This window comes from Gimibacter soli, from assembly GCF_028463845.1.
Classification (GTDB): domain Bacteria; phylum Pseudomonadota; class Alphaproteobacteria; order Sphingomonadales; family Kordiimonadaceae; genus Gimibacter; species Gimibacter soli.
Genome location: NZ_CP116805.1, coordinates 2,426,024 through 2,438,337, shown reverse-complemented (window position 1 = coordinate 2,438,337; position 12,314 = coordinate 2,426,024). Strand labels below are relative to the sequence as shown.

At 60.3% G+C, this 12,314-nt stretch carries 12 protein-coding genes and 2 tRNA genes; 3 read left to right on the top strand and 11 right to left on the bottom strand.

Translation table 11 applies throughout. From position 1 onward, the window contains the following. Position 1 precedes the first annotated feature (1 nt). Together sseA and hspQ are read right to left on the bottom strand one after the other, a co-directional pair. Entirely contained in the window at positions 2-862 is an 861-nt protein-coding gene (sseA, locus tag PH603_RS11475; protein ID WP_289502668.1) for a 3-mercaptopyruvate sulfurtransferase, read from the bottom strand. Between the two features lie 195 nt (positions 863-1,057). Continuing rightward, positions 1,058-1,378, bottom strand: a complete 321-nt coding sequence (gene hspQ, locus PH603_RS11470; RefSeq protein ID WP_289502667.1) for a heat shock protein HspQ — start codon at positions 1,376-1,378, stop codon at positions 1,058-1,060. Positions 1,379-1,623: 245 nt separating this feature from the next. Between hspQ and queF the strand changes: the two genes are divergently transcribed. Then, the gene (queF, locus tag PH603_RS11465) at positions 1,624-2,088 is read left to right on the top strand and encodes a preQ(1) synthase (RefSeq protein WP_289502666.1); all 465 of its coding nucleotides are present in this window, start codon (positions 1,624-1,626) and stop codon (positions 2,086-2,088) included. Here the strand turns inward: queF and PH603_RS11460 are convergent. The 4 genes from PH603_RS11460 to PH603_RS11445 all read right to left on the bottom strand — a co-directional run bounded on the left by PH603_RS11460 (position 2,085) and on the right by PH603_RS11445 (position 5,518). Further along, positions 2,085-2,750, bottom strand: coding sequence for a hypothetical protein (locus PH603_RS11460; RefSeq protein WP_289502665.1), 666 nt, complete (start codon positions 2,748-2,750; stop codon positions 2,085-2,087). The two genes, queF and PH603_RS11460, sit on opposite strands and share 4 nt — an antisense overlap. After that, on the bottom strand, positions 2,750-3,391 hold the full coding sequence (gene queE, locus PH603_RS11455) for a 7-carboxy-7-deazaguanine synthase (RefSeq protein WP_289502664.1): 642 nt from the start codon (positions 3,389-3,391) through the stop codon (positions 2,750-2,752). Before queE ends, PH603_RS11460 begins: the two co-directional genes overlap by 1 nt. Before the next feature lie 2 nt (positions 3,392-3,393). Beyond that, positions 3,394-4,098 carry a 7-cyano-7-deazaguanine synthase QueC gene (queC, locus tag PH603_RS11450; RefSeq protein WP_289502663.1) on the bottom strand — a complete coding sequence of 235 codons (705 nt, stop codon included), beginning with the start codon at positions 4,096-4,098 and terminating at the stop codon, positions 3,394-3,396. A gap of 109 nt (positions 4,099-4,207) precedes the next feature. Then, entirely contained in the window at positions 4,208-5,518 is a 1,311-nt protein-coding gene (locus PH603_RS11445; RefSeq protein WP_289502662.1) for a dicarboxylate/amino acid:cation symporter, read from the bottom strand. A gap of 200 nt (positions 5,519-5,718) precedes the next feature. Between PH603_RS11445 and PH603_RS11440 the strand changes: the two genes are divergently transcribed. Next, the gene (locus PH603_RS11440) at positions 5,719-6,234 is read left to right on the top strand and encodes a hypothetical protein (RefSeq protein WP_289502661.1); all 516 of its coding nucleotides are present in this window, start codon (positions 5,719-5,721) and stop codon (positions 6,232-6,234) included. A 1-nt stretch (position 6,235) separates the two neighbouring features. Here the strand turns inward: PH603_RS11440 and PH603_RS11435 are convergent, their stop codons facing one another. The 5 genes from PH603_RS11435 to PH603_RS11415 form a co-directional block, all read right to left on the bottom strand. After that, positions 6,236-8,206 carry a hypothetical protein gene (locus PH603_RS11435; protein ID WP_289502660.1) on the bottom strand — a complete coding sequence of 657 codons (1,971 nt, stop codon included), beginning with the start codon at positions 8,204-8,206 and terminating at the stop codon, positions 6,236-6,238. A 1-nt stretch (position 8,207) separates the two neighbouring features. Next, positions 8,208-9,476 (bottom strand): hypothetical protein, encoded by a 1,269-nt coding sequence (locus tag PH603_RS11430; RefSeq protein ID WP_289502659.1) that lies wholly within the window; start codon positions 9,474-9,476, stop codon positions 8,208-8,210. Between the two features lie 210 nt (positions 9,477-9,686). Next, on the bottom strand, positions 9,687-10,784 hold the full coding sequence (locus tag PH603_RS11425; protein WP_289502658.1) for an OmpA family protein: 1,098 nt from the start codon (positions 10,782-10,784) through the stop codon (positions 9,687-9,689). A 226-nt stretch (positions 10,785-11,010) separates the two neighbouring features. Beyond that, positions 11,011-11,085, bottom strand: a tRNA-Asn gene (locus PH603_RS11420). Positions 11,086-11,309: 224 nt separating this feature from the next. After that, positions 11,310-11,383: transfer RNA gene (locus tag PH603_RS11415), tRNA-Cys, on the bottom strand. A gap of 206 nt (positions 11,384-11,589) precedes the next feature. Between PH603_RS11415 and PH603_RS11410 the strand changes: the two genes are divergently transcribed. After that, positions 11,590-12,234, top strand: a complete 645-nt coding sequence (locus PH603_RS11410; protein ID WP_289505652.1) for a protein-L-isoaspartate O-methyltransferase family protein — start codon at positions 11,590-11,592, stop codon at positions 12,232-12,234. Positions 12,235-12,314: the final 80 nt, after the last annotated feature.

Below are 12,314 nucleotides of genomic sequence, written 5' to 3'. Positions count from 1 at the left end.
CCTACTTTGTCGAAGCGGTGCCCGTTTCAAGGGGCAGGTCGGGGTCGCTGCCCCATTCCGTCCAGGAGCCGTCATAGACGGCGGTGTCGTCTCTGCCAAGGGTGGCGAGACCCAGTGCCAGCACGCTGGCCGTGATACCTGACCCGCAACTGGTGATCACCGGCTTGCCGGTATCAATCCCGGCAGCATCGAAAGCCGATTGCAGATCATCGGCAGATTTCAGGTGGCCGTCAGCGTTGAAAAGCTGGCCGAAGGGCAGGTTGCGCGCGCCGGGGATATGACCCGACCGCAAGCCCGGGCGCGGCTCCGGCACACTGCCCTCAAACCGCGCGGCGGCGCGGGCGTCCAGAATCTGGATGTTGTCGAGGGCAGCCAGCACGTCGGTACGACTGCGGACAAGGCCGGGCTGGAAGTCGGGCACGAAAGTGCGGCGCGTGATCTCGCCTGGTGCGTCGGTCACGGTGCCACCGGCAGCGATCCAGCCGGCAAGCCCGCCCAACAATACGGCAACGGTGTCGTGCCCCATGGCGCGAAGGCTCCACCACAGGCGTGCAGCAGAACGCACGGCGCTGTCGTCATAGACAATCACAAGGCTGTCGTTGCTGATGCCAAGCGCACCGACGGCAGCGGCGAAATCCGCAGGCGATGGCAGCATGTGGGGATAGGGTGACGAGACGTCGGAAACCGCATCGATATCGAAGAAACGGGCGCCGGGTATGTGGCGGCGTGCGAAATCGTCGGCGCCTTTCCGGCCCGCATCGGGCATGTGCCAGCTGGCGTCGATCACCACAACAGACGGATGATCCAGATGCTGGATCAGCCAGTCGGGCGAAACGATGGGGGTGGGTAGGCTCGGCGGCATGGGTGGGCATCCTTCGGCGAATGCCAAAGACTAGGCCGCCACAGCCCAAGGTTCAACAGGGGACTTGTTGTGAATTGCACAAGAAAATCAAGCCTGGGCGGGCCACTTGAAACATGAATGGGGATGCACCGGGGGAGGGTGCATCCCCATCACGTACCAGCCAACTGGAACTGACCTTGCGGGGGGAGGAAGGTGTCAGTTCACGCTTACACGGCTGGCGAAATCGCCATTGTCGGCCATATCAAACAGGGACGACAGAAGGGGATGGTCAAACTCGTCGGTATGCCCGCACAGCTCAAGATTCTCTTCGGCGACGTAGGTCGTGTGGGTCTCGCCGTCCACCAGGACGTGATACCAGGGCCGATCTTTGCTGGGACGCGACTGTGCCATCATTTCGTACCACTCGGGAGACTGGCTGAACATTGCATCCACATCGAAGATGAGGCCGCGGTAGCCGAAGCGACGGTGGCGAACCACCTGGCCAGGGGCAAAAGTTGCGGTCTGAATGTGTTCCATTTTCTTCTCCTTTCCGGCTACTTTCGACTACGATCTGCCGGGGATCATTTCTTGATCCGATGACTTGACTATAGCGCTTTGGCCTTAACATCGACTGAACAAAAAGTTCACAAAACCCTAACATGGCGCAACTTTGTGTCGCATGAAAAGGGTCGTACAAGGCTTTGGAATGGCTGCCGTTTCGCGCTTTGACAGGCGGCGCTGCAAGGCGTATGGAAGTCTGGAATTTTTGAAGGAGACACGCGATGTCGCAGAATATCTATGAAGGCCTGAGCCAGCTTGGCGGCAAGTCGGCGACTCCGCAAACGCCCGAGGAAGCCGTCCTCGAATATGTGCCGAACCCGCGCCCGAACACCGATTATCTGGTGCGCTTCACGTGCCCCGAGTTCACGAGCCTCTGCCCGGTGACCGGCCAGCCCGATTTTGCGCATCTGGTGCTGGATTATGTACCGGGTGAAACGCTTGTCGAAAGCAAGTCGCTGAAGCTGTTCCTGCAGTCCTTCCGCAACCACCGGGCATTCCATGAGGATTGCACCGTGGGCATCGCCGAACGTCTGTTCGAGGAAATGAAGCCGAAATGGTTGCGCTTCGGCGGCTACTGGTATCCGCGCGGCGGCATCCCGATCGATGTGTTTGTGCAGAAGGGCAAGCTGCCTGAAGGCGTCTGGCTGCCCGATCAGGGCGTGGCGCCCTATCGCGGCCGGGGTTAATTCTCTTTCGTGACCTCGGCGAGCGGCTCGCGCGGTTCCTGCGTCGCCGGGTCATAGGCAAAGACCCGCGCGCTGACGAACTGGGCGGTTTCATTGCGGCCGTCGAAGATGCGCAGGCGCCAGTTCTGGCGGCGGCCGAGGTCATATTCTTCGAATGAACCGAAAGCGGTGGTCTGCTCGCCGATTTTTACCGGCTGGTAGCCGCGCACCGCCTGCAGCACCGCATCGCGCCATTCATCATAATGGTGCGCCATATCAGGCCCCGCCGCCATGCCACACCAGAAGCCGGGGGCGATACGCATCGTGACATCCAGTCCGGATTGCCGCTCAAGCGACAGATGACGGTAGCGGGTTTCGCCGGGCCGGCCCGCGCCGCGCATCTGGGCGTAATCACGGGGTTCAGCGTTGATCCGCATGCCAAGGTCGGCTGGCGCCGTGTTCAGGCAGTCTTCGGCAAAGCCTTCGGCGACGGCGGTGAGGGCGGCGACATCGGCTTCGGCATCATAGCTGGGTTCGCCCGTATCTTCGCCGCCCATGAAAAAGAGGCCGAGCGAAAACACAAGGGCGGCGCCAATGCCGCCGATGATCCAGGGAGAGATGCCGGCATCTGCCTCTTCATCGCCTGGGGCATGGGGCAAATGTTCGACCGGCTCGTTCTGCATTATGGAATCCCGAGATATTTGTGTGTCTGAAGGCTAAGGTGCCACTTGGGGTGGCGTCTGCAATAGTCCACACTTAATGTGGTATTTTCAAGGGCCTCGGGACCATCCATCGGCTGCAGGTAAAATCGTTCGAACGCAAGATGCTCGAACTGGGCCGGATCACCGCCTTTTTGCGGATAGACGAGCTTCAGTTCCTGCCCGCCTCTCACGACCATTTCAGAACCGATCTTGGGGCTGACGCACAGCCAGTCGATCCCGGCAGGCGGCTCGATCGTCCCGTTGGTTTCCACCGCGATTTCAAAGCCTGCTGCGTGAAAGGCATCGATCATCGGCGTATCCAGCTGCAGGAGCGGTTCGCCGCCCGTGCAGACCACCAGCGGCACACCGCCGGGGCCTCCGGTCCATGCCGTCTTCACAGCGTCAGCGAGCGCTTCGGGGCTGCGGAACTTGCCGCCGCCTTCGCCGTCGGTGCCGATGAAATCGGTATCGCAGAACTGGCAGATGGCCTCAGCGCGGTCTTCTTCACGGCCGGTCCACAGGTTGCAGCCTGAGAAACGACAGAACACGGCGGGACGCCCGGCATTGCCGCCTTCGCCTTGCAGTGTGTAGAAGATTTCCTTGACCGTATAGACCTTGGCCACGTTCACGCCCCTTGCTGGTAAGGGGTCGGGTCGTCGATCCCGGCTTCGCGGAAACCTTTCTTCCGCAGAAGACAGCTGTCGCAGTGGCCGCAGGCATGGCCGGCGGGGTCGGGGTCATAGCAGCTGATGGTCAGGCTATAGTCCACGCCAAGCTTGGTGCCGGCGGCGATGATCTGGGCTTTCGTCAGGTCGATGAGCGGGGTCTGGATATGCAACGGGTGCTCGGTATCAGACACGCCGACCCGTGTGGCGAGGTTCGCCATCTTCTCATAAGCCGCGATATAGTCCGGGCGGCAATCCGGGTAGCCTGAATAATCAAGCGCATTGACGCCGATGAAAATGTCGCGAGCACCGGCTGTTTCAGCATAGGCGAGGGCGAACGACAGGAAGATCGTGTTGCGCGCCGGCACGTAGGTGACCGGGATGTCAGCGGTCATGGCGCTTTCGTCGCGGTCCTTCGGCACATCGATATCGGCGGTCAGCGCACTGCCGCCGAACAGGCGCAGGTCGAGCGTCGCGATCTTGTGTTCCTTTACCCCGAGCTGGCGGGCGACGCGTTCAGCGGCATCAAGCTCAACGCTGTGGCGCTGGCCATAGCGGAACGACAGGGCATGCACGTCAAAGCCATCCGCCTGCGCCATGGCGACAACCGTCGCGGAATCGAGCCCACCGGAGAGGAGAACGACGGCTTTTTTCTTCTCGGTCATGGGTGTGCATCCTTTCCGCAGGCTGACTTCAAACACTAACATAAAGCGAAACGCCGGGGCATATAGCACCCGGCGCCGCGAATGATAAGCCAAAAGGCAAGTTTGTGCCTCAGGCGGGATTGTCGGGCGCGGCATCGCCTTCCATCTTGTGGCCGAACAGGCGGTCGAGCACGGCGGCTGCCGTCATGTCGCCCACAACGTTGATAACTGTACGGCTCATGTCCAGCAGGCGGTCAACGCCCAGGATCAGCGCGATCCCTTCCACTGGAATATTCTGGCTTTCCAGAATGGCGGCAAGGATCGGGATACCCGCCGACGGAATGCCCGGCGTGCCGATGGAGCCCGCGATCGACAGCACGATGATCGACACCATCTGGAAGGTGGTGAGATCGATACCGTAGGCCTGCGCGATGAAAAGGGCGGCAATCGCCTGATAGATGGCGGTGCCGTCCATATTGATCGTGGTGCCAAGCGGAATGACCAGGCGGCCGACAGTCGGGCGGATCTTGTGGACTTCTTCCACTGTCCGCAGCGTCACCGGCATGGTGGCCGACGACGACGAGGTGGAGAAGGCAAGCACCATCACATCGCGGCAGTCACGGATGAAGGTAACGGGATTACGGCCACCAACGACGGACACGAGGAACATATAGACGGCGATCATGGCGAGAAGGCCAAGGATCACGGTCAGGAAGAATAGCGAAACCGCGCTGATGGCGCCAAAGCCCATGGTGATCACCGTATTGGCGATCAGGCCGAACACCACAACGGGGGCGAATTTCATCAGCCACATCACGATGGTCATGCAGACCTGCTGCGTGGAACGCATCAGGTCGACAATCGGGCGGCCTTCGATATTCGGCATTTTCAGGAGAGCAAGGCCGAAGATGACGGCGGCAATCACCACCTGCAGCATGTCGGATTTGACCATATGCTCGACAAGGTTTGTCGGGATCGCACTGACAATCGTGGAAGGGATCGAGCCGCCACCCACATTCGGGGCAACGATGTCAGGCCGCACAACAGCGCCAAGCTGGCTGCTGTCGATCTGCGAGCCCGGCTGGATAAGGCCGGTGATGGTGAAGCCGATGATGATGGCAATCGTCGTGGTGATGACGAAATAGACAAGGCCGCTGCCAAGCGTGCGAATGGCCCTGATGTCGTTGCCGTCGCAAATGCCGAGCATCACGCTCGATATCACGAGCGGGATGACGATGAATTTGAGAAGGGTCAGGAACAGGCGGCCGGGCAGGGCCAGCCATTCGCCGATCTGCAAGGCGATCCCCTGATCCATCAGGCCGAGATCTGGTCCCATCAAAGTGCCGACAAACCCTCCAAGCACAAGCCCGGCCAGCACGCGGAACCAGAGCTGGCGATGCATCGGCTCGCCTGTCTGTACCGTCGGTTCTGTGGCTGTCACGTCAATTCCCCCGTAAATTTGTTATTCCGGCGACCCTAAGGATTTTTGGCAGTTTGGCAAGGTGGGCGCCGAAGAATCTGCCGGATTTCACCGCATCGTCAGTTCGAACTTGCTGTTAATTGTGCCCTTAAGATATCATTAACACTCTAAGGGCAGGCTTGCTTTCAGGCAGCAATAAGGCTCAGGCAGGGGCGGAATCCATGAAACAGTTTGCGTATCGGGCGGCGAAGGCCGCGTTGGCGACGGCGGTAGCAGCCATGATGACGGCAGCACCGGCAATCGCGGGCGGGCAGTCGTGCCTGAATCCCAAGGAAGAACGCGCCGACAAGATCCGCTTTGTGCAGACCCAGTTCATGGTGGCCGCCCTGCAGTGCCGCCATTCGCATACCAAGGCGCTCGCTGAATTCTATAATGGCTTCGTGACCAATCACCGCGCCGAATTCACCGACAATTATCGCACCCTCAGCGGTTTCCTGAAGCGCGATGGCCGCACCACGATCGACAGCTATCTGGTAGCGCAGGCCAACCTGATTTCCCTGGGTAGCTGGGAAGTCGCCGATTTTTGCGGCGAGATGCTGAAGGTCGCATCGCTTGAAGGCGGTTCGGCGCGCGAAGCCCTGCCGCTTCTCGATCTCATGCCTGTCAGCTACCAGCGCATCGGTAAAGCCTGCCCTGCCACCGCCGTGGCAAGCGCCACGACGCCGACCGGGCGCTAATTCACCTAACGTTAGACGATGAAACCTTCGCCTCGTGCGTGGCGGTGCACCGCCATGCCTTTGTGCGAAGCTGTTCCTCAAGCTCGGCAATTTCACCCTCGGCATGCTGGATGCTGAGTTCGGCTTGCCGGCGGTAGGCGTCATTCTGCGTATTGGCCAGTTCCTCCTGCCGTTTCGCGATGATGCGCCGGTTACGGGCGATATTCTCGTTGATGCCCCGTGTGCTGTCCTGACAGCCACATTCTTCCATGATTTTACCGGTGAACTGCAGGCTACTGTTGCCGGGCGTGCTGCGTTTCGGCGGTAGCCGTTTCGCCGCCGCACAAGCCATCGCCTGTGTGCCGCCGAACGCGGGTTCCGTGCCGATAAGTTCGGTCCGTAGGGTTGGTGCCTGTTCTGCGGCGGGCGGCGTGGAAGGTGCAGAGGATGACGAGCCTGTAATGGGGGCAGGCGCGGCACCGCGCTCCTGCGTCAGCCGTGCGCCATTGCCGGAGCTTGAGCCGTTGCCAGACGAGGAGGAACCGGATGCCTGCTGCTTGCTGGCTTGGGTTCCTTCGCTGCGATCTTCGTTGCGGCCGCGGTCGTGACCACGCCTATCGTCGTCGTGATCCCGGTCCCTGTCACGGTCGCCATGATGCCTGCCGTGACCGCCGCCACCGGCACAATAGCCGGCCTGACAGCCATATTGCGCCATGAAGTAGCGCGACTGGGCTTCGGCTGCCCGTGCGTTCCAGAAGGCTTGCTGCTGGGCGGCGCTGTTGATCCCCGCAACGATCCCGGCTGCGATCGGGTTGTCATTCTCGCCAATCCCCATGCTGGCCCGCCATTCGGCCTGATCGCGCTTCCAGTCGCGCGCGATACTGGCGTTCAGCTGGTCGGCCGTCGAGTTGGCTTGTGAGGCGGCCTGATTGCCACGGCGGGTCATATTGTCGTTGACGAACCCGATCCGCGCCCAACGGATCTGGGCAAGGTGTCGGCCAAGCTGCTCAAGTTCCGGCTCAAGTTCGATTGCTTTCACATACGCCGGGTCCAGCAGTCGCGGATCGGCACGCCGGCCGATCAGCAACGGGCTGCCGCCATCGCGCCGCGGCGTTTTGTCCGTGATCGACACGCCTTCCCACTGGCGCAGATAATGGTGATAGGGTGCATCGAAAAAGGCGCTGAAGTGGCGCTCCTGATGGAGGCTGGTGTCGATAGTCCGCCCCCAATAGCTCATGATCGGCACGCGCCGCACATCAAAGACATAGAAGGCAATGACGTGGCTGTAATTGTTGCCACCTGCGCATTCGCCGCGCGTACAGTGGCGGTCGCTTTTATAGGCTTTGCTTTGCACGCCAAGGATGGTGCGCCCATCCCGCAGCAGATACTCCGTCCCCCTGACGCTGGTTCTGGAGTTGGCCGCATAATGGCGCATGTCGGCACTGAACTCGCCGCCATAGGGGGAATAGTTTTCGAAGCTTTGTTTGGCAAGCGGTGCCAGTCGGGCTTCCACAGCTTTCAGGACCGCAGGGAAATTCCCCGGCCAGTCGGGGTTGCGGATATCCTTCTTCTTGATGAAGCGCTGGCTGCCGGTTCGAAATCCTTTTGAGCCGTAGATGCTTTCATAGCCTTCGGTGGACTTGGCATATTTAAAGGCCCCAAGGGTGCGCCGGCCCGCGTCGCACGCCTCGCCCTTCGGGGTGGGGGCTGGGTCACCGTGCAGCTGACGTGATGGCTGGTTCACATAGGGCATTAGGCAGGGGGTGGCCTCAAGTTGCGCCTTGAAGGCTGCCAGTTGTTTATCGGTCCAGATTGCTACGGCAGCATCCACCTTCTTCTGGTCGGACGGTTTCAGGTCGCCGTACCGCGTATTGTAGATTTCATCAAGCGCACGGGCAGTTGACTTGCTGATGCCGCTGTCTGCGTTGGCGGCACCCGGCAGGGCGAGGAAGGCGGCGATGAAAGCGGTGCGCAGGAGATGGTTCTTCATCATGTCAAAGCCCCCTTCCCGGAATGATCCAGAAATTGTCGGTCGGTTCTTCGTGGAGGGCGACACCGGGATATTTGGCGTTCTGCTTCACAACCACCCGACGGTCATCGACCCTAGCGCGCTTCATCAGGGCTTCCAGAAGCTTGTCGGCCTCGGTTTCCTGCCCTGCATGCTTGCGTTCCTGTGCCCAGCGCCACTGGGCGCACACCATGGGCGTGTCCAGCCGCAGCACGGAAGGCGGCGGGAAGCTGATCCGGTTTTTGGCAGGCCAGAAACTATATTCGAGAGGCATGTGGACGCCGACGTAGGAATAATGGGCATGATCGGTTATCGGCACCGGATTGCCGGTGTCTCCCCGCCGGTCGCAGGCAGCGTCGCTGCTGCGGTCGCACGCGTAAGCGACGCCGGGGTAAGAAAGGCGCGAGAGATGGTTGAGCCCGACCGGCACATTCTGGCCTGACTTGACCTTGAAGCTGCCAAAGCGGTTGGGGCCGTGAACATTCCGCACCACAAGCGGGGCTGTTGCGGACTGCGCATTTTCAGGCGTCACCAGCTGCCGCAGCACAAATTCGTCCAACGTGTCGGCCACCAGCGAAAGGTCGAAGGGATCAAGGATGGTGTGACGGAAACTGACCCTGGTGCCGAAACTGCTCCACTCCGGGCCATTTTTGGTGGGAACGACCTCGGGTATCTCGATGTTGCCTTTGCCGGGCGGCACCGGTTGCAGCGCAAGACCGTCCTTTGGATAAGGGACTGCTTGTGTTTTGGCAGGCGCGAAGGGTGGATCTTTATAGCCCATGGCCTTTTTGGCGGCTTCGAGCTTTTCGCGGTCATACATCACGTCGTGCCGCAGCATGAAATAGTGATTGAGGCCCATGCCATAATAGTCATAGGCCAGATAAAACAGGCCCCGGAGGAGGCTGGGCCCCGCGGTCTGCGGGCTCGTCAGCCCGGCTTCGCGCGGGTTGTCGACCGGTTGGGCATACGGGTTCGCGTCCGCCTGACAAACGCCAATGGGGCGGTCAAGCATGGCCTGCACCAAGGGGCTTTCCCACTGCATATCGAGAAACGGGCTCGAAGGGGCATCCTCGGGCGGCGCCGGGATCGGCGCGGTATTCAGGATGTTCAGATTGTCATAAAGGCCCTGATGTGACGCTGGATAGGTGGGAAGCGGTCCGTTTGACGATTGCGCCTCGGCTGGTATCGGCGTGATGACGGACGCTGACAGGAGAAGGGCCAGTTGTGGCCATGCGGATTTCAGGGAACGCTTCATACAGTTCGCTCCGATGCTGCATTCATGGCCAGCTGGCTATGCCGGACAGGAATGAAGACGACCGGCCGACAATCGACCCGCTTCATACTGCAACCGATGCTACATGCGAAACCAAGGCCCATGCCACTATGAATTTTCATAGATGGCGGCAGCGAAAAAAGAAAAAGGCCGGGAAAATCCCGGCCTTTTCGTATTCGCTATGGTGTCGGCTTATTCGCCGAGGACAATTTCCACGCGGCGGTTTTGCGGCTCGCGGACGTTGTCGGCGGTCTGAACGAGCAGGGCGCGTTCGCCGAAATATTTCACGTCGATCTTGTCGGCCGGAACACCGCGGGCGACGAGGGCGTTTTTCACGGCTTCGGCGCGCTTCAGCGACAGCTTGTCGTTATAGGTGAGGGCACCCGACGTATCGGCGTGGCCGTTCGAGACGATCTCGACTGCACCGCGCTCAAGGAAGGCCTTGGCAGCGGCAGCAATGATCGGCTCGGCGTCACCACGGATGGTGGCCTGATCCCAGTCGAAGAAGACCATGAACGGACCCGGAAGCGGTGCCGGTTCAGGCGCCGGTGCCGGAGCGGGCTCAGGCTTCGGCTCGGGCATCGGTGCCGGCTCGGGCATCGGCTCGGGCTTCGGCGCGGCTTTCTTGCCGAACTTCCAGGTCAGGCGGGCGAAGGCTTCGTGGGCCGAGAAGCCGAAGCTTGCCGGGCCATCCACAGAAGCGAAATCAGCCTTGGCCGAGCGGAAGTAGCGGTAGCCGGCGCTGAATTCCATATCGTCGGAAATCGGCTTCACCATTTCGGCGCTCAGCTGACCGGCGACTTCCCAATCGGACTCGTCGATCACATTGACCTTGCCGATATGATAGGCATCAAGCTCGAGGCGTGCGAGGCCAAGGCCTGCGCCGATGTAGGTTTTCCAGTCACCGAAGGTGGCGACATTGTATTTCGCGCCGATCATCAGCGCGTGCGAGCGCTGGTAACCACCGTCGCGCGTGTTGGTCCCGAAGGGGATCGCGCCGGGGTTCAGGATGTCGAACGACTCAAGGGTGTTGCGGCGGTACGAATAGCTGAATTCGGTACGCCACTTGTCGCCATCGTCGTAACCAACGAAAGCACCGGTCACGAAACCGATGTTCTTTTCGTCGGAAATACGCATCCCGCTGTTCGGGGTCTGGTATTCGTTTTCACCGGCGAAGCTGCCGCCGAGTTCAAAACCGGCATAGACGCCTTCGTCAGCGTGAGCAGTGGTTGCCGCAATCGCGGCCATCGAAAGCCCTGCCAGAAGGGTGGGGAAATGGGCAAAGCGCATGAGATGATCTCCCTGAAAGGATGTGACGGCAGCCCGATCAATGCTGGGCTGTCCCGCCAGACGAGTTAACCATGAAATGCGGCACTCACAAGGCAGAAAGCGGCAATTCTGCAACACTATCTTAATACTTATACAGGGACTGTTGCAAAAATCACGCGGACTGCGCGCAATTTCAAAAGGCACTTACGGAAAAAGCCCGGTTCCGAAGAACCGGGCTTTCCCTGATTGGCTCCCCAGGCCGGACTCGAACCAGCGACCGAGCGGTTAACAGCCGCTTGCTCTACCACTGAGCTACTGGGGATCAGTAACTGGCGGCTCATCGCCGCAAGTGGCGCCCTTTATACTGAAAAAAAATGGCCTGCCAACCCCCATTTTACATTTTTGTGCAGCTTTTTTCAAAGCCGCAGATTCCTGCAAAAATCGAGGCTTTGGCTCGTGCCAATTGCAGGGCAGGGCACGCGATATAGCACATGCCGCCGCGCTTGCGCGGGCAGGGTGTCGATGATTGTCATATGGGGGGAAAGTTGGAGGCGCGAACCGGAATCGAACCGGTGTACACGGATTTGCAATCCGCTGCGTCACCACTCCGCCATCGCGCCTCACGTGGTGTGGGGAACCGTATAGAGGCGCGCACTTCGGCGGTCAAGCGCGAAGTAGCGAGGGACGAAAGGCACACTTGCCCCTAAAAATCGAGCCGCGACACCCCCTTGATGCAGGAAACGCGTTGTCACGCGGCGCCGGTATATTTATATAGAGCGCACGAGTAACTCGCCTATCAATTAAGGGATTAGCGCCCGTGACTGACATGACCGTCGCCCGCAGCCATATGATCGACTGCCAGCTCCGCCCCAATGAAGTGAATGACGAGCGCCTGATTGCCGCTATTCGCAGCGTCCCGCGGGAGCATTTTGTACCCAAGGCAAAGCGTTCCGTCGCCTATGTTGACGAGGATATTGCCATTGGCGAAGGCCGTTATCTGATGGAGCCGATGGTGTTTGCCCGCCTCCTGACGGAAGCTGACGTCCAGTCGAGCGACGTTGTGCTCGATATCGGCGGCGCCACTGGCTACAGCGCGGCCGTTATCGCCGGGCTGGCCGAGGCTGTTGTGGCACTTGAAGAAGACAAGAAGCTCGCGGCTGCTGCCGAGAAGAAGCTTGGCGAGCTTGAAATCATCAATACTGCTGTGGTGCAGGGTGCCCATGCCGAGGGCGTTGCCAAACAAGGCCCGTTCGACGTGATTTTCATCGGTGGCCTGGTGGAGGAAGTGCCGCAGGCGCTCCTCAAGCAGCTCGCTGACGGTGGCCGCCTTGTGTGCGTGCGTGAAAAAGACGGTGTGGGCCGCGCCCATATCGTGACCCGCGAAGACGGCCAGTTTGCCGCCCGCGACCTTTTCGACGCCAACGTGCCGCCCATTCCGGGCTTTGCAAAACCGGCGGGATTTGTATTTTAATAGGGTTTGAAAGGCGGGGATGGCCGCCTTTCTTTCAACAGGCAGGACAGAAACCTGCCTTTTAATAAACAGCGAGGAAC

Excerpts from the sequence above, each read along its gene's own strand:
- sseA (WP_289502668.1), bottom strand. The coding sequence starts at position 862 with ATGCCGCCGAGCCTACCCACCCCCATCGTTTCGCCCGACTGGCTGATC.
- hspQ (WP_289502667.1), bottom strand. The coding sequence starts at position 1,378 with ATGGAACACATTCAGACCGCAACTTTTGCCCCTGGCCAGGTGGTTCGC.
- queF (WP_289502666.1), top strand. The coding sequence starts at position 1,624 with ATGTCGCAGAATATCTATGAAGGCCTGAGCCAGCTTGGCGGCAAGTCG.
- PH603_RS11460 (WP_289502665.1), bottom strand. The coding sequence starts at position 2,750 with ATGCAGAACGAGCCGGTCGAACATTTGCCCCATGCCCCAGGCGATGAA.
- queC (WP_289502663.1), bottom strand. The coding sequence starts at position 4,098 with ATGACCGAGAAGAAAAAAGCCGTCGTTCTCCTCTCCGGTGGGCTCGAT.
- PH603_RS11440 (WP_289502661.1), top strand. The coding sequence starts at position 5,719 with ATGAAACAGTTTGCGTATCGGGCGGCGAAGGCCGCGTTGGCGACGGCG.
- PH603_RS11435 (WP_289502660.1), bottom strand. The coding sequence starts at position 8,206 with ATGATGAAGAACCATCTCCTGCGCACCGCTTTCATCGCCGCCTTCCTC.
- PH603_RS11430 (WP_289502659.1), bottom strand. The coding sequence starts at position 9,476 with ATGAAGCGTTCCCTGAAATCCGCATGGCCACAACTGGCCCTTCTCCTG.
- PH603_RS11425 (WP_289502658.1), bottom strand. The coding sequence starts at position 10,784 with ATGCGCTTTGCCCATTTCCCCACCCTTCTGGCAGGGCTTTCGATGGCC.
- PH603_RS11410 (WP_289505652.1), top strand. The coding sequence starts at position 11,590 with ATGACCGTCGCCCGCAGCCATATGATCGACTGCCAGCTCCGCCCCAAT.